The sequence below is a fragment of the Arthrobacter sp. 10N418 genome (assembly GCF_056394725.1).
Genome location: NZ_JBFTIK010000019.1, coordinates 1 through 16362, shown reverse-complemented (window position 1 = coordinate 16362; position 16362 = coordinate 1). Strand labels below are relative to the sequence as shown.

Annotated in this window: 14 protein-coding genes and 2 pseudogenes; 5 read left to right on the top strand and 11 right to left on the bottom strand. The window is 62.3% G+C overall.

Going from position 1 to position 16362, the window contains the following annotated elements; genetic code table 11:
• Window positions 1–4: 4 nt before the first annotated feature.
• From AC1DCZ_RS14905 to AC1DCZ_RS14875, 7 genes are read right to left on the bottom strand one after another with little or no spacing between them, the layout of a single operon-like run.
• Window positions 5–1069, bottom strand: a complete 1065-nt coding sequence (locus tag AC1DCZ_RS14905) for an Lrp/AsnC family transcriptional regulator (RefSeq protein ID WP_476975287.1) — start codon at window positions 1067–1069, stop codon at window positions 5–7.
• Entirely contained in the window at window positions 1069–1977 is a 909-nt protein-coding gene (locus tag AC1DCZ_RS14900) for an alpha/beta fold hydrolase (protein ID WP_476975286.1), read from the bottom strand. Before AC1DCZ_RS14900 ends, AC1DCZ_RS14905 begins: the two co-directional genes overlap by 1 nt.
• A 36-nt stretch (window positions 1978–2013) precedes the next feature.
• Window positions 2014–3210: a M24 family metallopeptidase gene (locus AC1DCZ_RS14895; protein ID WP_476975285.1), complete on the bottom strand. Its 1197-nt coding sequence runs from the start codon at window positions 3208–3210 to the stop codon at window positions 2014–2016.
• 12 nt (window positions 3211–3222) lie between these two features.
• Window positions 3223–4119 (bottom strand): ABC transporter permease, encoded by an 897-nt coding sequence (locus AC1DCZ_RS14890; RefSeq protein WP_476896366.1) that lies wholly within the window; start codon window positions 4117–4119, stop codon window positions 3223–3225.
• Window positions 4116–5078, bottom strand: coding sequence for an ABC transporter permease (locus AC1DCZ_RS14885; RefSeq protein WP_476896365.1), 963 nt, complete (start codon window positions 5076–5078; stop codon window positions 4116–4118). The genes AC1DCZ_RS14890 and AC1DCZ_RS14885 overlap by 4 nt, the downstream gene beginning before the upstream one ends.
• A 50-nt stretch (window positions 5079–5128) precedes the next feature.
• Window positions 5129–6745: an ABC transporter substrate-binding protein gene (locus AC1DCZ_RS14880; RefSeq protein WP_476975284.1), complete on the bottom strand. Its 1617-nt coding sequence runs from the start codon at window positions 6743–6745 to the stop codon at window positions 5129–5131.
• Window positions 6745–7953 carry a dipeptidase gene (locus AC1DCZ_RS14875; RefSeq protein WP_476975283.1) on the bottom strand — a complete coding sequence of 403 codons (1209 nt, stop codon included), beginning with the start codon at window positions 7951–7953 and terminating at the stop codon, window positions 6745–6747. The genes AC1DCZ_RS14880 and AC1DCZ_RS14875 overlap by 1 nt, the downstream gene beginning before the upstream one ends.
• A gap of 171 nt (window positions 7954–8124) precedes the next feature.
• Here AC1DCZ_RS14875 and AC1DCZ_RS14870 point away from each other — a divergent pair, with 171 nt between their 5' ends.
• Window positions 8125–9135, top strand: a complete 1011-nt coding sequence (locus AC1DCZ_RS14870; RefSeq protein WP_476975282.1) for an ABC transporter ATP-binding protein — start codon at window positions 8125–8127, stop codon at window positions 9133–9135.
• Window positions 9119–10168: an ABC transporter ATP-binding protein gene (locus tag AC1DCZ_RS14865; RefSeq protein WP_476975281.1), complete on the top strand. Its 1050-nt coding sequence runs from the start codon at window positions 9119–9121 to the stop codon at window positions 10166–10168. Before AC1DCZ_RS14870 ends, AC1DCZ_RS14865 begins: the two co-directional genes overlap by 17 nt.
• Before the next feature lie 205 nt (window positions 10169–10373).
• On the opposite strand, the pseudogene AC1DCZ_RS14860 reads toward AC1DCZ_RS14865, so the two are convergent.
• Window positions 10374–10518: pseudogene (locus AC1DCZ_RS14860) on the bottom strand (DUF4193 family protein); the annotation flags it as partial.
• Between the two features lie 2 nt (window positions 10519–10520).
• Here AC1DCZ_RS14860 and AC1DCZ_RS14855 point away from each other — a divergent pair.
• The 3 genes and pseudogenes from AC1DCZ_RS14855 to AC1DCZ_RS14845 form a co-directional block, all read left to right on the top strand.
• Window positions 10521–10667: pseudogene (locus tag AC1DCZ_RS14855) on the top strand (RraA family protein); the annotation flags it as partial.
• A gap of 101 nt (window positions 10668–10768) precedes the next feature.
• Window positions 10769–12433, top strand: coding sequence for an MDR family MFS transporter (locus tag AC1DCZ_RS14850; RefSeq protein ID WP_476975280.1), 1665 nt, complete (start codon window positions 10769–10771; stop codon window positions 12431–12433).
• A gap of 223 nt (window positions 12434–12656) precedes the next feature.
• On the top strand, window positions 12657–14108 hold the full coding sequence (locus tag AC1DCZ_RS14845) for a sugar porter family MFS transporter (protein WP_476975279.1): 1452 nt from the start codon (window positions 12657–12659) through the stop codon (window positions 14106–14108).
• Between the two features lie 103 nt (window positions 14109–14211).
• On the opposite strand, the gene AC1DCZ_RS14840 is transcribed toward AC1DCZ_RS14845, so the two are convergent.
• The 3 genes from AC1DCZ_RS14840 to AC1DCZ_RS14830 form a co-directional block, all read right to left on the bottom strand.
• On the bottom strand, window positions 14212–15438 hold the full coding sequence (locus AC1DCZ_RS14840) for an MFS transporter (RefSeq protein WP_476975278.1): 1227 nt from the start codon (window positions 15436–15438) through the stop codon (window positions 14212–14214).
• Window positions 15439–15547: 109 nt separating this feature from the next.
• Window positions 15548–15994, bottom strand: coding sequence for a MarR family winged helix-turn-helix transcriptional regulator (locus AC1DCZ_RS14835; RefSeq protein ID WP_476975277.1), 447 nt, complete (start codon window positions 15992–15994; stop codon window positions 15548–15550).
• A gap of 224 nt (window positions 15995–16218) precedes the next feature.
• Window positions 16219–16362: integrase core domain-containing protein (locus AC1DCZ_RS14830; protein WP_476975333.1), on the bottom strand; the 144-nt coding region annotated here is incomplete at its 5' end.

The following is a 16362-nucleotide window of genomic DNA, read 5'->3' as shown; positions in this document are numbered from 1 at the left end:
CAAGCTAGGGCACGCCAGGGCTAAGCGGAAGTGAAGCGTCCGGCCGCAACTGGTTCTCCGAAGAGTAGCCGACCTGGGCCCGCCACCAGGGGGTCTCCACGAAGCCACGTTTGAGGAACAATAGTTCCATCGACGCGCTCCATCCCTGCACGCCATCTAAAGTGGAAAGAGTAGATGTGATGAACTTGTAGAGGTCCGCTGTCGAGGGCGTAATTACTTCACAGAACAGTGAGTTGTCATCGAGGGTGGCTGCCAGATAGCGGACGGCAGGGTATTTGCAAAGCTCTTCGGCTACCGCTTCCAGCCGGGACGGGTCCGCCTTGACGATCAGCAGTGTCTCGGCGCCCATTCCGAGGGCGGGCGCCGGAACCAACGTGAGAATGTCGAGGCAGCGGTTGGCCCGCATTTTTTCAAAGCGCCGCCGCACGCTGCTCTCATTCATACCTAAACCGTCGGCGACAGACTGAAAGGTCAGGCGCCCGTCGTCACGCAGCCCCGCGAGGATTTCCCAATCCGCGGCGTCGAAATGGCCGGGCTCGCACAAATCGGGATCCACGAGGGCCATTGACCCTACTTCCTCCACCGGAAGATCCATCGTCTCTGCGAAAAGCTGCCGACCCCAATCATGCCTGACCTTGTAGACGTGAAGGATCAGATCGCTGCGCCATCGCTTGATGCCTTCGATCGACTGCAGCTGCTGGATCAGTTGCGGATAGTGCGTCGCTCCGCCCCGTACCGTCAGCTCCGCAATGATGTCGAAGCGGCCTGTCACCAAGGTTACGAACCGTACATCCTGGTGCCTGACCAAGGTGGCCGCGACTGCCAGCTGGGTTCCCGGTTTGCAGTTGATCCGGATCAGGAAGGAATCCACCTCGCCGGCGCTACCTAGAGCAGGAACGACGGCGACCCGTACGACACCGTCGGCAAGGAGCTGCTGTCCTCGCCTAGCGACGGTAGCGACGGAACTCTGGACGATGTCGGCGATGGCCGTCCAGCTCGCCCGGCCATCGCGTTGCATGGCCACGATAATTCGCCGATCCAGATCATCGAGGGCGTCAAGGTTCCTCATCAATGGTTCTCTGTCTGGGTCCGGCCCAGAGGAGGACAAACTTCGTGTAGGAAGTTCCGCACCGTTGCCGTCCACGCTTCCGCCTCCTCGATCTGGGGTGAGTGTCCCGACTTCTCGAAAACAGCAAGCGTGGAATTGGGTATGAGCTCCGCGATGATTTCACTGCATGCCACTGGCGTTATCCAGTCCACCCTTCCTACAGTGATAAGAGTGGGAGCCGTCACTTTAGGAAGGTCGGCCTTCAAGTCGTACTTGGGCAAATTCAGCGAGAAGGCATAATTATGTGCCTGGAAACGGTACGGGGTTGCGGCCACCTTCTTTTCGACCGCCGACGGGTCGTAGTTGAAGTCATAAAGGGGCAGGATCTCGCGCCAACAGTCACGGAGGTCCCCGTCGTCCCAGACGCGTCCCTGGTCGATCCGGTCGAATTTTTCCATGTCGACCCTGACGCGGTCGGAAGCCAGGGCATTTTTCCGGGCTACCCCTGCGTTCGAGTTATCGGGCGAGGTGTCACGGAGAACCAGGGCACTGACCCGTTCCGGATACCGGACTGCGTACTCCATGGACATGAAGCCGCCGTACGAGCCACCAGCCATGATGATTGTCTGCACACCGATCCACTCCCGCAGTCCATCTATATCGGCTGCCCATTGTTCGTGGCTCATGGGGCCGTTTCCTTCACTTTGGCCGGATCCTCGAGCATCGAACACCACGACGCAGTATTCATCAGCCAGCCGGCCGAAGCTCGCTCTCGGCTCGGCGCGTGAGCCCAGCCCTGGTGCGCCGTGGTGGGTGATGATCACGGGGGCGCCTTCGGGCCCAAGCACTTCAACCGCCAGCCGGTTTCCGTTGATCTCCACCATCTGGGCGGGTGACGTCGCAGCCGAAAATTCCGGCGAAACTTCCAACGCTGAACTCTCGGACATTCTTCTCCTTCATGGTGGTTAGAGCGGGACTATGCAGGCGTCCAGCCCGCGTTCAAATGATGTCAGGGGCTTAGCCCCGTCGGCCGTGACCAACACGCTGTCACTGATCCTGTAGCCAGCATGGCCCGGGATGTAGATGCCCGGTTCGTTGGAGACAATCATGCCCTCCTGCAGGATGGTGGCATCACCGCTTTCCAGCCACGGTGGTTCGTGCATGCCGAGTCCAATTCCATGGCCCTGGCGGTGGCGCAGATACTGGCCCAAGCCGGCATCATGGATGACCCCAAGGCAGACTTCGTTCGCCTGTCGGCACTCGGTTCCGGGCCTGATGGCTTCCCCGCCAATCCGCTGCGCCAGCTGAACCGCATCATGGTAGAGCCGCTGCTCAGCTGTCGGCTCGCCAAGAATGAAGGTGCGCTCTCCTTCGACGAAACGGCCCCCGACGGCACATCCGAGTGAGAGCATGAAAGTATCTCCGGGCCGAAGCCTGTAGGCGGAAGGCAACCCGTGCGGATAGGCAGAGTTTGCGCCTGCGTAGACTAGTCCCCCGGCCAGGGGCGAGACCACAACAACGTTGTCGTGCTCGGAATACATCGTCTGCACCCCGACACCGGTGACGTACGCTGCGAGTTCAGCCTCGGACGGCAGCTTGCCACCTGCCACAACGGCCTCTGCCACCAGATCAGCCCCCGCCTGAAGCATTACGTCTGTGATCTGCGCCGCTTCGGCGTGGAGGGCGATTTCCTCGGGAAGCTTGACATAGCGCGTACGGCTGACGAGCTCAGATGCCAGGATTTCGTCGCCGGGGAATTCCGCTTGAGCGCTCACCAGTCTGGCGTAGCTCATCGACGTGGCGTGGCCAATGCGTCGGCCCTTGCCCGGCACATGGTTCGATAGCGCGAAAAAGGGGCTTCGCAGACCCGGGTACTCCGGATAGGTCACGATCCCGGCCCTGGCGTGTTGGGATTCGGCGTGGGCCACTTCCAGCTCCGGCAGCAGCAAGTAGCAGTCGCCGCCGGCCTCAAGCCAGACAGCGACAGGGCGTTCGCAGGGGTGGTGGAAAAACCCCGTTAGGTATGCAACGTCTTCCGGTGAGTCGGTCAGGACGGCGTCCAAACCAGCCTGAATCATCTGTTCCCGTACGTTGTTCTGGATTGCGTCGAAAACATGTGGAGCGAGGCGCTGGTCAAACCGCACCGCGGTGGCTCTTGTCATTTGTTTCCCTGTTCAGCGGTGGCGGGAGCGTGGATTGCGGGCGTCGCTGTAGGCAATGGAGAGCAGCGTCGCTGACAGGACCAGTAACAGAATGGCAATGGAGGGAAACAGCGTCAGCCACCAGGCGCTGGACATTGCCCCGGACTGCTGGGCCTCGTAGAGGATCCTGCCCCATGACCAAGTGTTCGGGTCTCCCAAGCCTAGGAAAGCAAGGCCCGCCGCCGAGAGCACGGCCCTGGATGCGGTGACTACGACGGAGACTACGACAACGGGGGTGACCGCTGGAATTACATGTTTGGCTATGATCCAGGCTGGTGATGTTGTCATGAGCCGCGCTGCGTCTACGTAGGGAAGGTGGACGATCGTCAGGGCTTGGGATCGTACCAAGCGGGTGACCTCGGGCCAAGAGAACGCGGCCACAACCAGGATGATCGTCGTGGTGCTTGGTCCTACGAGGGCAGCGACGAGGATCATGAGCGGGAGCACGGGCAGTGACAGCGTTAGGTCGACAACTACGCTGATGATGCTGTCGAGGCGGCGGAAGTAGGCACCGGTCACGGCGACCAGGGTGCCGATGGCGATGGCGATAGCCGACGCGGCGAAGGCGACAAGGATGCTCTGCTGGGCTCCCCACACCACCTCGCCGTAGAGGTCCCTGCCAAGGCTGTCCGTTCCGAAGAGGTAGGTCCCGCCCGGCGGATTAAGCACATCGGTGCCGTAGCTGGGCGGGTACGGGGCCAGGAGTGGGGCAGCAACAGCTGCCAGTGCAAGGACCAGCAAGATAGCCAAAGAGACCAGACCGAGAGGTTCCCGGCGAAAGGTGTGCCAGGTCTGCAGTCCCGGTCGCCCTCGCTCGGTGGCCACCGGTTCTGCGTCCACCTGAGTGGTTACTACAGGAACAACGGTCATGATGTTCTAACCCTTGGATCGAGGAAACCGTAGACGATGTCTGTGATCATGTTGGCGATAACCACTGTCGCAGCCAGCATGACGAAAGCTCCCTGCAGCACGGGGAAGTCCAGCTGAGTAACAGCCTCGTAAATTCCGCGGCCGATACCCGGATACGCGAAGACCGTTTCAGTCAGGACGGCGCCCCCAACCAAAAACCCGAGCTGCAGGCCGATGAGAGTCGTGGTCGGAAGGAGAGCATTCCGCAACGCGTGCCTCCAAAGTATGCGCCGGTACGGCAGTCCGTTCGCTCGGGCCAGGACCGTGTAATCCTCCCCCAATGCGTCGATGAGCGTGGACCTCAGGGTCAGTACATAGGAGCCGAGCTGGATCAGCATGAGCGACAGTGCGGGGAGGATGAGGTGGAGCAGCACGCTTCCGTACCATTCCATGCCATACGATCCCGTTGAGTAGGCCCCGCCGATTGGAAGCCACCTGAGCGTGAGCCCAAACGTGAACAGGAGAAACACCCCTATGCTCGGAACGAACAGCGACTGTCCCGTGACACCGACGATTTGGACCATCTTGTCCAAAAAGCGACCACGCCTGGCGGCCGCCAGCACCCCCAGCGGGATGCCGACGACCACCGTCGCAACAAGCGCGGTGCCTGTCAGTAACAAGGTCCATGGCAGCCGTTGCATGAGCACATCCAGCACCGGAATGGACTGCGTGAAGGATGTACCCAGATTGCCCCTGAGCAACTGCTCGAGGTACAGCCAGTACTGCACGATCAGCGGTTGATTGAGACCGTATTGCTCGAGCAGGGCAGCCCTCGCACTTTCCGTCATGTTTGGACTCGCCACCGCCAGTGCCGGGTCTCCGGGCAGCAGCCGGAGGAGGAGGAATGTCACGGTCACTGCGAACCAGATCGTGAGCACTCCCCTGCCGAGGCGCGGAAGCATGAATTTCAGGCGCGACATGGGTACGTTCTCCTCCTTACCTGTTACTGGGACTTGTAAGCGTTGGCTAGTTACCGGGACTTGTGAGCGTTGGCGAGTGAAATCGGATTAACGATTGAAAGAAGCTCGCTGGGTTTACTGACAAATCCGGTCCACTTGTCGCTGTGGGCAAAATACAGGTTCTGCGTGTACATGATGTTGTCGTAAACGTTCGCCTGCACAATCTTTGCCGCCTGGCGCATCAGATCAATCTTTGCACCCTGATCTGTCGTTGTCTGGCCTTGAGTGATGAGGCCATTTAACTTCGCGTCGTCGACGTAGGTGTAGTTGATCGCTCCGCCGGGAAGGTACGCAAGCGTCATATTGGTGACGGGGTCATCCATGATTGCGAAGTTCCCGGCATAGATGTCGAAATCGCCGGCAGCAGTCTTCGCAAGATACGTGTTGCGCTCCATTCCCTGGGGTTCAATCGAGATTCCGGCCTTCGCCGCGCTGTCCTTCACCAAAGCCACCCACTGGCTTGTGACACTGTCCTGGAGTGAGTAGATCAGGCGGAAGCTCCCGGAAAACATACCGTTCGCGTCGGCTTGGAACCCTGCCTTCTGCATAAGTGAACGTGCCAGGTCAGTGTCAAAGGCGTATTCCTTGATCGAGTCATCAAAGTAGGTCTTTAGCACCGGCATGAGCGGGCTGGAACTGGACGACACCGACTGTCCCTGCAAAACCACGCTGCGGATGGCGTTGTAGTCGACAGCATGAGCGAGCGCCTGGCGAACCTCAAGCTTGGCGAGAGCCGGATTCTTCATGTTGTAAGTCATGTGGGCATACCCTAGACCGGAGGCTTCTTCCACGGCGATGCCGCTCGTGCTCTTGAGTTTTGCCACCTGGGCTGGTGGCAGCGCATTTGCGATCACGTCCACCTCGCTGCTTTGCAGGGCCAGGATCTCCGTGTTGATATCCGGGAAGACGCGGAAGACGACCTTCGCCGAATTTGGAGTGCCGCCGTCGGCGAGGGGATAGTCTTTGACGCGGTCCATGGAGTAGCTCTGCCCCACCTGGACCGTGGTCAGCACATACGGTCCGGCGCTGACCCAGCCGCCGTCTTTGCCGTCGTTCGCGAACTTGGCCACCGATGCAGCCTTTTCGAAGACGTGCTTAGGAACCACGTTTCCCCAGAACCCAATCTCTTCAACAATCGATGAATCCGGCTTGGAGAGCGACATCTCGACGCGGGTTGCGGAAACGGCCTTGGCTGACGCAAGGTTTGTCAGCTGGCCATAGAACGTTCCCGCGGGTTTGTCTTTCTTGACAGCGTTGATGGTCCAGGCAACGTCCTCGGCCGTTAACGGCTGTCCGTCACTCCACTTCAGATCGCTGCGGATCTCGTAAAACCCTGTTGTGTCGTTGACGTAGCCCCATTTGGTGGCTACCTCGGGCTTCTTGGATCCGTCGCTGGCGATGGTCATCAGGTGCGGATACATCAGGTTGGTGATCCAGTAGTCGCTGCGGCTGTTGCCGATCAGGGGGTTGTAGTTCACGACGTCCGTGGTCGTAGCCAGCGTTAAGGTGTCGTTCCCGGGGACGGCGCCGGCGCCCGCAGGCGTCGGGGGGGCGCTTGGCGCACAGGCGCTGAGGATCATCGCCAGTGCGGCCGCAGCTGCGGCCGCAGCTATTTTTCGAGTTTGCATCAGACCCACACCTGATTCAGCACACGCAGAGTGTTGCCGCCGATTACGGCCCGGATCTCGTCGTCCGAATAGTCATGTTTGACCAACCAGCCAATGATGTTGTGGAACTCTTCGGCCGGATTTTCGAGGCCGTCGACGTACGGAACCTTTTCGTATTCGACCTTGCCGTGGGCCTGGCCGAGGGAGAGGTTGGACGAAAAGGCGTCGTGCAGGCCGACGTGGTCACCGAACAAAGTGTCGGGGCCGAAGCTGACGTGCTCGATGCCGACCAAATCCACGCAGTACTTGAAATGGTCCATCACAGACTCAAGGGAGTGCCTCGGATGTGCCGGCGACAGGGTCGTATGCGGTGCGGCCTCAAGGCCAATGACACCGCCGCGGGCCGCGCATTCCTTGATAGTTTCGTCCGTCTTCATGCGGTTCGTCGGCCACACAGCGCGGGCACCTGCGTGTGTGATAAATACCGGAACTTTTGAAGCCCTGATTACGTCGACCGATGTGCGGTCCCCACTGTGCGATACATCGATGGCGATGCCCAATTTGTTCATCCGCTCGACGGCGCGCTCACCAAAATATGTAAGGCCACCATCGCCGCGTTCCTTCAGCCCGCTGCCGAGAGTGTTCGCCTCAGAATAGGCGATGCCCATCTGCCGGACTCCAAATCCGTATAGTACGTCGAGGCGGTCCACTTCATTCTCGATCATGGTGGCGGCTTCAAGAGCGAAAACGTGGGCGATGCGTCCGGTTGCCGCTGCGTACTCGATGTCCTTCACCGTCTCGCCCTTGATCACAAAATCCTGGTGCGCCAGGTCAGCCATGCGCACCCCTAGGTCGAAGAGGACATCCTGGTATTTCCAGCCGGCGTCGCTGCTGATGCAGCATGTGCCGTCCATGCCGTTGTCAAAGACAGCGGTCAGGCCGGAACGCGATAGTCCCTCGTACCCGGTGGGTTCGCGCCCCTGCCGGATGTGGTCGCGCAACTGGGTCATGTCTTCGGGAAACACCTGAACGTGGTCGTGCAGGGAGATCACTGTCTCCTGCTCGAGCAACCGCTGGGTGCGCTCTGCCTGGGAGTCGCTCAACTCCAGTCCCGAGTATTCGGGAACGCGGTTGATCTGTTTTGCGTAGTCGAAATTGCGGTAGTCCTTGCCGGCTTCGAGGTAGTCGTACGCCGTGTATCCGGTGTAGCGCTTAGCGGGTTCAAGCACGCTCTGTCTCCTTCTGCGAGAGTAAATGGCGCGGTGTTGACCTCAGGGAAAAGGTTCAACAGGACCAGTTCGCCGTGATTCGGCGGAAATGTCAATGGTCTTGGCGAAAATCGGCAAAAATAATTCATTCGCGATATGTTCCGGTGGTGTTTCCTGTGGCAGGATGGCTGCGTGGACACCGTAACCAAGATCACAAAAACCCCTGCCCTGCAGGTCCGTAACCTTTCAGTCACTTTTCTGGGTGGAGAGCGGGATATAAGGGCCGTGAATGGTGTCGACCTGGACGTCGGACATGGCGAGTTTGTCGCCCTCCTCGGAGAATCAGGGTCGGGCAAGTCCGTTACAGCCAGGGCCATCATGGGGCTCACGGACGATTACATGCGGGTCCAGGCGGACGAATTGCGCCTTGGGCAAATTGATCTTCGGGCACTGGATGAAGATGCCCGGCGCAGACTGCGCGGGGAACAGATGAGCATGGTGCTCCAGGACGCCCTATCGTCTCTGAACCCTGTCATGACCATCGGCGCGCAGATCGGTGAGCTGTTCCGGGTCCACCGGGGCGAGACCCGCCGCCAGGGGCGCGCGCGCGCCATCGAACTCCTGGGACTTGTTGGGATTCCTGCCCCGGAAGCCAGGGTGGACGATTACCCGCACCAGTTTTCCGGCGGCATGCGCCAGCGCATTCTCATCGCCATGGCTATCGCACTTGAACCGGCAATGCTTATCGCGGACGAACCCACCACAGCACTGGACGTTACGGTCCAGGCTCAGATCCTCGATCTGTTGAACAGATTGCGGGAACAACTGGGAATGGGCGTTCTGTTGATTACCCACGATCTCGGGGTGGTGATGGAAGTAGCCGACCGCCTCTTCGTCATGTATGCCGGACGGATCGTTGAACGCGGCGACGCCGATTCGGTGCTGCACACGCCGGCACATCCTTACACGGATGCCCTGCTTCGGTCCGTGCCACAGGCCGCCATGCGCGGCGCCGACCTACTGACAATTCCCGGATCCCCGCCAAACCCGGCCCAGGTTCCGATCGGCTGCCCGTTCCACCCCCGATGCCATATGCGCATAGATAAATGCCAGACCGCCCGGCCCGACCTTATTGACGTCGCACCGGGTCGAGGGTCCGCCTGCCATCGCTCCGAGGAGCTGCTTCATGAATTCGCAAATTAGTACCGCGCCATACGTGTCCGGCACCGTCACTGGCCCCGAGACCGTGCTTGACGCAGCCGGCCTGGTCAAGACATTCCCCAACGGTTCGCGATTACACCCGGGCAGGGTGTCCGCCGTCGATGGAATCAGCCTCCAGCTTCACGCGGGCGAGGTCCTCGGTATTGTGGGTGAGTCCGGCTGCGGGAAATCCACTCTGGCCAGGATGCTCGTCGGGCTCGACCGCCCGGATGCGGGCATTCTCAGCTACCGCGGGAAGGACGTCACGGCGGGCCGGCTTGCCGATCGGCGCCTGTTGCGATCTGGTGTGCAGATGATCTTCCAGGATCCATACACATCCCTCGACCCGAGGATGACTGTCCTGGACATTATTACGGAGCCCATGGCTGCAACCCACCGCTTTACGGCATCGCATCGAAAGGATCGGGCCGTGGAGTTGCTTGGCCTGGTGGGGTTGGCGCCCGACATGTTGGGCAGGTATCCACACCAGTTCTCCGGCGGTCAGCGCCAGCGCATTGGGATTGCACGCGCCCTATCCCTCGAACCCGATGTGCTTATTTGTGATGAGCCGGTCTCAGCCCTTGATGTTTCAGTCCAAGCGCAGGTCATCAATCTTCTCGGAGATATCCAGCACCGGCTTGGCGTCGCCATTCTTTTCATCGCCCACGACCTCTCCGTCGTGCGCCACATTGCAGACCGGGTTGCCGTCATGTACCTGGGCCGCATCGCAGAAATCGGTGACACCACGACCCTGTTCGAAACGCCTTCTCATCCGTACACCCAGGCTCTGCTCTCAGCCACGCCGTCCACCAGTAGGGCTGATCGGGGCAAACTGGGGCAACGTCGTATTCTTAGCGGAGAGCCGCCCTCGCCCAACAACCCTCCGGCAGGATGTCGCTTTAATCCGCGCTGCTGGATGGCCACCGATGATTGCCGCACGCTTGTGCCGCCGCTACGAAACCTTTCTCTAGCCAATCTCTCCAACACTGCGGTGGCGTGCCACCATGGCGAACAGGCGGTCATTGCGAGTCGATGAGAGAGTCGGCGGTTTCAGACTTTCACGGCGGCCCCGGGGGCACCGCGCCAGAGCCAGCTCCTGAATTTCGGCCGCCGGACAGGGCCGCACCGATGCGATCCAGGTCCTAATGGCGAGCCTGAGTTCGCCCCGGGTTTCCAATCGTTCCCCCTTCAAGACGTTGAGGACGCTTTTTCTTAGGGCATCGGGAGCGGGTTCGTCTTAGCCCAACGCATTCATTGCAGTAAAAGGCTGGTTCTTTGCACGGGCGAGTCGGAGCGGGGCCTGACCAGAAAACACGAGCGGCACGTGAATTCATCCTTGGCTTGTGGGATCACCTGAACCTCCAGTTGTTCGGCGACAAACTCGCCGCGGCGTGAAGGCGCTCGGCAGCAACCCGCGCAAGAGCGCCAAGAACGGCGCGGGGGAGCTCGATGTGGAGCTGGAGATCGACGGCGTGACGATCCGCCCCGGCGCAATGATCTGGTGGGACCCGGACGGGATCCTGGTCGAGCGTTGAAGCTGCCGGGGAAACATGTGGCCGCGGGAACAAATGAGCCAGTAACATAGTTACTGAAAGCAACTATCAGCTTAATCCCAAAACTTCCCCCTGGAGCAGTCATGTCCAAAACCACCTCCGTGCGCGCGGCAGGAGAGGTCCTGACCCACCGTCAGACCATCACAGTCATGGTGGGCCTCATGCTCGGCATGTTCCTGTCCTCGCTGGACCAGACGATCGTGTCCACCTCGATCTACACCATTGCCAACGACCTCGACGGGCTTTCCCTGCAGGCCTGGGCCACCACGGCCTACCTCATCACGTCCACGGTGACCACCCCGCTCTATGGCAAGCTCAGCGACATCTTCGGGCGGCGCCCGCTGTACCTCGCCGCGATCCTCATCTTCCTGGCCGGTTCCCTCTACGCGGGTTCAGTCCACTCAATGACCGAACTTGCCATTGCCCGCGGCATCCAGGGCATGGGCGCCGGCGGCCTGCTGGCCCTCGCCCTGACCATCATCGGCGACATCGTGGCCCTGAAGGACCGCGCGAAGTTCCAGGGCTACTTCATGTCGGTCTTCGGCATCTCCTCCGTCCTGGGCCCGGTGATCGGCGGCGCGTTCGCCGGTTCCGCCAACATCCTGGGCTTCGACGGCTGGCGCTGGGTATTCTTCATCAACCTGCCGATCGGCCTCGCGGCCCTCGCCGTCGTGTTCCTGTACCTGCACCTGCCGGCCAAGCATGCGAAGCAGAAGATCGACTACTGGGGTGCCGCCGCCATCACGCTGGCGATCGTGCCGCTGTTGCTCGTGGCCGAACAGGGCCGCAGCTGGGGCTGGACCTCGGCGAATTCCTTCCTCTGCTACGGGCTCGGCGTGCTGGGCATCGTAACCTTCCTGCTGGCTGAGAAGCGCGCCGGCGACTACGCCCTGATCCCGCTCCGGCTCTTCCAGAACATCACCTTCGGCCTGTCCTCGCTGCTGAACTTCATCATCGGCATCGGCATGTTCGGGGCGATCGCGATGCTCCCCATGTACCTGCAGCTGGTCAAGGGCCTCACCCCCACCGAGGCCGGCCTGATGATGATTACCTTCACCGTGGGCATTCTCACCGGCTCCATCACGGCCGGCCGCACCATCTCGTCCTCGGGCACGTACCGGATCTTCCCCATCCTGGGCACTGGGGTCCTGACCACGGCCGCCGTCGTGATGGGTCTCTCCCTGGGCGTGGACACGCCCCTCTGGGTCCCCGGCCTGATCGCGGTGTTCTTCGGCCTGGGCCTGGGCTTCTGCATGCAGCCGCTTACCCTGGCCATGCAGGTTTCCGTGCCGGCGAAGGACATGGGCGTGGGGACATCCTCCGCCGCGTTCTTCCGCTCGATGGGCGGCGCCGTGGGTACAGCCGTGTTCATTTCCATGCTGTTCAGCCTGGCTGCAGACAAGATCGCCAGCGGCATGAAGGAAGCGATGCAGAACGCCGACTACCTCAAAGTCCTGAAGGACCCGGCCGTCGCCTCTGATCCGGCCAATGCCAAGCTCTACGGATTCTTCAAGAACGGCGCCACCAATGACTCCCTCAACGACACGAGCTGGCTGCACACGGCCAACTCCGCCCTGACCCGGCCCATCACGGAGGGCTTCGCCCAGGCGATCGACACCGTCATGCTCACCGCCGCCGTACTGACCGGCATCGCGTTCCTGATCACGTTCGCCCTGCCGAACAAGAAACTCACGGACCCGAAGGCAGCAGCGCAGAAGGCCGACGCAGCAGCCGTCGCCGCCCACTAGGGCGCTGCTTCGGGCGTTGTCTGGGCAGTTTGCGGGGACCCCCGCGCCACGGCAGCCAGTCTTTTAGACTGGCTGCCGTTTCGCTTCCCGCTGCCGCCGCGGGGCGCCCGGAGTGTAAGTTTTCTCTCACTTTCAGGCCCCGTGGCAGGAAATGATCAGTATGCGGTGCAACACTTGGTAGTTGCGCCGCAGGCCGCGGACCGCGAATTGCCGAGGGAGCCCTATGACCACCACCCAAGACCAGTCCGTCGCCAAGATCCCCAAGCGGGTCATCTGGCTGGCCGTGGCGGGGGCCGTCGGAGGCTTTCTCTTCGGCTTCGACTCCTCCGTCGTCAACGGCGCGGTCGACGCCATCAAACAGGAGTTTGGGCTGAGCGAGGCCGTGACCGGCTTCGCCGTGGCCGTCGCCCTGCTCGGCTGCGCGGCCGGCGCCTACCTGGCAGGCAAGGTCGCAGACCGCTACGGCCGCATCCCCGCCATGAAGCTGGGCGCCCTGCTGTTCCTGGTCAGCGCCATCGGCACGGGCTTCTCGTTCGGCATCTGGGACCTCATCTTCTGGCGGCTGATCGGCGGCCTGGGTATTGGCCTGGCCTCCGTGATCGCCCCGGCCTACATCTCCGAGATTTCGCCGCGTCATGTCCGCGGGCGGCTGGCCTCGCTGCAGCAGCTCGCCATCACCACCGGCATCTTCGCCGCACTGCTCTCGGACGCCGTGTTTGCCAACACGGCCGGGGGCGCAGAACAGAACCTGTGGTTCGGCCTTGGGGCCTGGCGCTGGATGTTCCTGGCGGGCGCCGTGCCCGCCGTCGTCTACGGCTGGATCGCTTTCACCCTGCCCGAGTCCCCGCGCTTCCTGGTCTTCAAGGGCAAGGACGCCGAAGCCCTCAAGGTCTTCAAGTCAATTGCACCGGGCGAGGACACCGACCGCCACCTCCGCGACATCAAGAAGGCCATCGACGAGGACAAGCTGGCAGGGAAGAAAGGATCGATGCGCGGCAAGGCCCTTGGCCTGCAGCCGGTCGTCTGGGTCGGCATCATTCTGTCCGTGCTGCAGCAGTTCGTCGGCATCAACGTGATCTTCTACTACTCCACCACGTTGTGGAAGGCCGTCGGTTTCCAGGAGAAGGACTCGCTCACGATCTCGGTGGCCACGGCCATCACCAACATCCTGGTGACGCTGGTGGCCATCGCCCTGGTGGACAGGATCGGCCGCCGCCCCATTATGCTGGCAGGCTCCATCGGCATGGCCCTCTCGCTCGGCACCATGGCCCTGGCCTTCAGCTCGGCCACCGGTTCCGGGGACGCGATCTCGCTGCCAGGCGCGTGGGGTCCGGCCGCGCTGGTCGCCGCCAACGTCTTCGTCATCAGCTTCGGCGCCTCGTGGGGCCCGCTTGTGTGGGTGCTCCTGGGCGAGATCTTCCCGTCCCGGATCCGTGCCCGCGCCCTGGGCCTGGCCGCCGCCGCGCAGTGGATCGCCAACTTCGCCATCACCCTGAGCTTCCCCGTCATGGCCGCGGCATCCCTGCCCCTGACGTACGCCATGTATGCGTTGTTCGCCGCGGCGTCGTTCTTCTTCGTCATGTTCAAGGTGCCGGAGACCAACGGCATGTCCCTCGAACAGGCCGAGACCCTGTTCGTCCCCAAGGGCTCCGCGAAGGCCTCCGCGAAGGCCTGAGCCGCTCGCCCTTCACTGTTTCGAGACGACAGCTAACCCCCATGCTCAGGAAAGCATGGGGGTTAGCTGTCACCCTGGCGGGTGGAAGGAGGGGCTGGAAGCCTCAGACCACGTGCGGCTCGTGCGAAGCCAGGTACCGGCGGCCGCCGAACACCACGGCGATCGCGATCACCATGGCCGCGGCCGCGGCGAAGAACGGCACCTGCGCACCGAAGTGCTCGCCGAGCTTCGCGGCCGCGAACGGCGCGAGGGCACCGCCCATCCAGCGCACGAAGTTGTACCCCGCGGACGCGACCGGCCGCGGCGAATCGGAGACACCCATGGCCAGTTCCGTGTAGATCGTGTTGTTGACGCCCAGCAGGGCCCCTGAGATCACCACGAGTGCGACAACGGCAGGCACCGAGTGCCCGGCGGCAAGACCCAGTCCCACGAGGTCGAGCATCAGCAGGGCCAGGGTGCCGCCGAGGACCCGGACAGCGCCGAACCGGTTCTGCAGGACGGGTGCGACAAACACCGAGAAGACCGCGACAGCGACGCCCCAGCCGAAGAACACCCCGCCGATCCCGTAGGCATCCATGCCCAGGATGAACGGCGTGAAGGCCAGGATCGTGAAGAACCCGTAGTTGTAGAACAGGCCGCTGGCCGCCGTCGTCCGCAGCCCCTTGTGCCCCAGGGCGAGCAGCGGGTCCCGGAGCCGGACCTTCCGCTCCGGCAGCGGGGTCTTGGGAAGGAGTGCAATGAGGGCGATGAATGCGGACGCCATCAGCACGGCGGTGCCGAAGAACGGTGCGCGCCACTGCCAGCCGCCCAGGAGGGCGCCCAGGAGCGGACCGAGGGAAATGCCCAGTCCAAGTGCGGCCTCGTACAGGATGATCGCGGTGCCGGCTCCGCCACTCGCGACGCCGACGATGACGGCCAGGGCCGTGGCGACGAACAGGGCGTTGCCCAGGCCCCAGCCGGCCCGGAAACCGATGAGTTCACCCACGCTTGTGGAGGTGCCCGACAGCGACGCGAACACGACGATGATCGCGAGGCCGATCAGCAGCGTCTTCTTGCCGCCGATCCGGGACGAGACGAAGCCGGTGATCAGCATGGCGACGGCGGTCACCAGGAAATAGCTGGTGAAAAGCAGCGACACTTCACTGGGCGTCGCGGCCAGGTTCTTGGCGATCGCGGGCAGGATCGGATCCACCAGCCCGATCCCCATGAACGCGAACACCGCCGCGAGGGCTGTCGCCCAGACCGCCTTGGGCTGCTTGAGCAAGGAGGCTTTTTCGGCTTCGAGGGTTTGTTCTGCTGCCGGCAGTGTATCGGCGGGCTGGCCGTGCATGGAGGGTGCTCCTAAGTGTTGGTTGTTCGGTGTGTGGTTGAGCGCTGGGGCTGAACGCTGCGGTTGAGCGCTGCGGGGTGACGGGGTTTGCGGTGTACGGCCGGGTCTGTCAGGCCTGAAGCGTCGCGTTGATCTTCCCGATCACCGGCAGCGCGGCCGCCAGCGCGTCCCGGTCGCTCCCGGAGAGCGCGGCGAGGATACCGGCCATGACGGCGTTGCGGCGCGCATTGGCGGAGTCGACGGCGGCACGGCCTTCCTTGGTGACGGTCACCCGGACGGCTCGTGAATCATCCGGGTCCGGTTCCCGCCTCGCGAGACCGGCGCGCTCGAGTTTGATGATCTGTTCGGTGGCGCTCGGAACCTTGACCCCGAGGTTCCGGGCGATTTCGCCCACGCGCACGCCGTCGTCCAGCAGCATCTTCAGCGTGCTGAGCTGGGCGGCACTGAGTTCGCCGTCGGCGTCGAGGCGGCGCACCAGATAGATGCTGTGGCGGAGCGCCTCGCGGAAGTCCTGGGCGAGAGTGACAAGGCCGGCGTCCGGTTCGATGGCGTTCATAGTTAGGTAGCCTAACAGTTAGGCAGCCTAATGGTCAAGAGTCGGACCCTCCCTCACTTTTCGCCCCAAACACACAGACCCTCCCTCACTTTTCGCCCCAAAGACACAGACCCTCCCTCACTAGAAGTGAGGGAGGGTCTGTGTGGGAGCGTCAGCTGAGGGAGCGTCACCCAAAAACCCGCGCGACCTGAGGGAGGGTCATTGGGGTTGGGGGCTAGATGTACTCAGCCGGCAGGTTGGTTACATCTGCTGATGGGTGGTCGTCCTCCGAGGGCGCTGTGGTTGCGGCGGTGGTTGTAGAAGTCTAGCCAGCCGGTGAGGGTCTGGGTGCGGTGGTCGCTGGAGTCGTAGGCGTTCTTGTAGGCCCA

What these genes read in the sequence shown, in the direction of transcription:
- AC1DCZ_RS14835 (WP_476975277.1), bottom strand. Translation starts at nt 15,994, where the DNA reads ATGAACGCCATCGAACCGGACGCCGGCCTTGTCACTCTCGCCCAGGAC.
- AC1DCZ_RS14850 (WP_476975280.1), top strand. Translation starts at nt 10,769, where the DNA reads ATGTCCAAAACCACCTCCGTGCGCGCGGCAGGAGAGGTCCTGACCCAC.
- AC1DCZ_RS14895 (WP_476975285.1), bottom strand. Translation starts at nt 3,210, where the DNA reads ATGACAAGAGCCACCGCGGTGCGGTTTGACCAGCGCCTCGCTCCACAT.
- AC1DCZ_RS14890 (WP_476896366.1), bottom strand. Translation starts at nt 4,119, where the DNA reads ATGACCGTTGTTCCTGTAGTAACCACTCAGGTGGACGCAGAACCGGTG.
- AC1DCZ_RS14905 (WP_476975287.1), bottom strand. Translation starts at nt 1,069, where the DNA reads ATGAGGAACCTTGACGCCCTCGATGATCTGGATCGGCGAATTATCGTG.
- AC1DCZ_RS14865 (WP_476975281.1), top strand. Translation starts at nt 9,119, where the DNA reads ATGAATTCGCAAATTAGTACCGCGCCATACGTGTCCGGCACCGTCACT.
- AC1DCZ_RS14880 (WP_476975284.1), bottom strand. Translation starts at nt 6,745, where the DNA reads ATGCAAACTCGAAAAATAGCTGCGGCCGCAGCTGCGGCCGCACTGGCG.
- AC1DCZ_RS14845 (WP_476975279.1), top strand. Translation starts at nt 12,657, where the DNA reads ATGACCACCACCCAAGACCAGTCCGTCGCCAAGATCCCCAAGCGGGTC.
- AC1DCZ_RS14840 (WP_476975278.1), bottom strand. Translation starts at nt 15,438, where the DNA reads ATGCACGGCCAGCCCGCCGATACACTGCCGGCAGCAGAACAAACCCTC.
- AC1DCZ_RS14885 (WP_476896365.1), bottom strand. Translation starts at nt 5,078, where the DNA reads ATGTCGCGCCTGAAATTCATGCTTCCGCGCCTCGGCAGGGGAGTGCTC.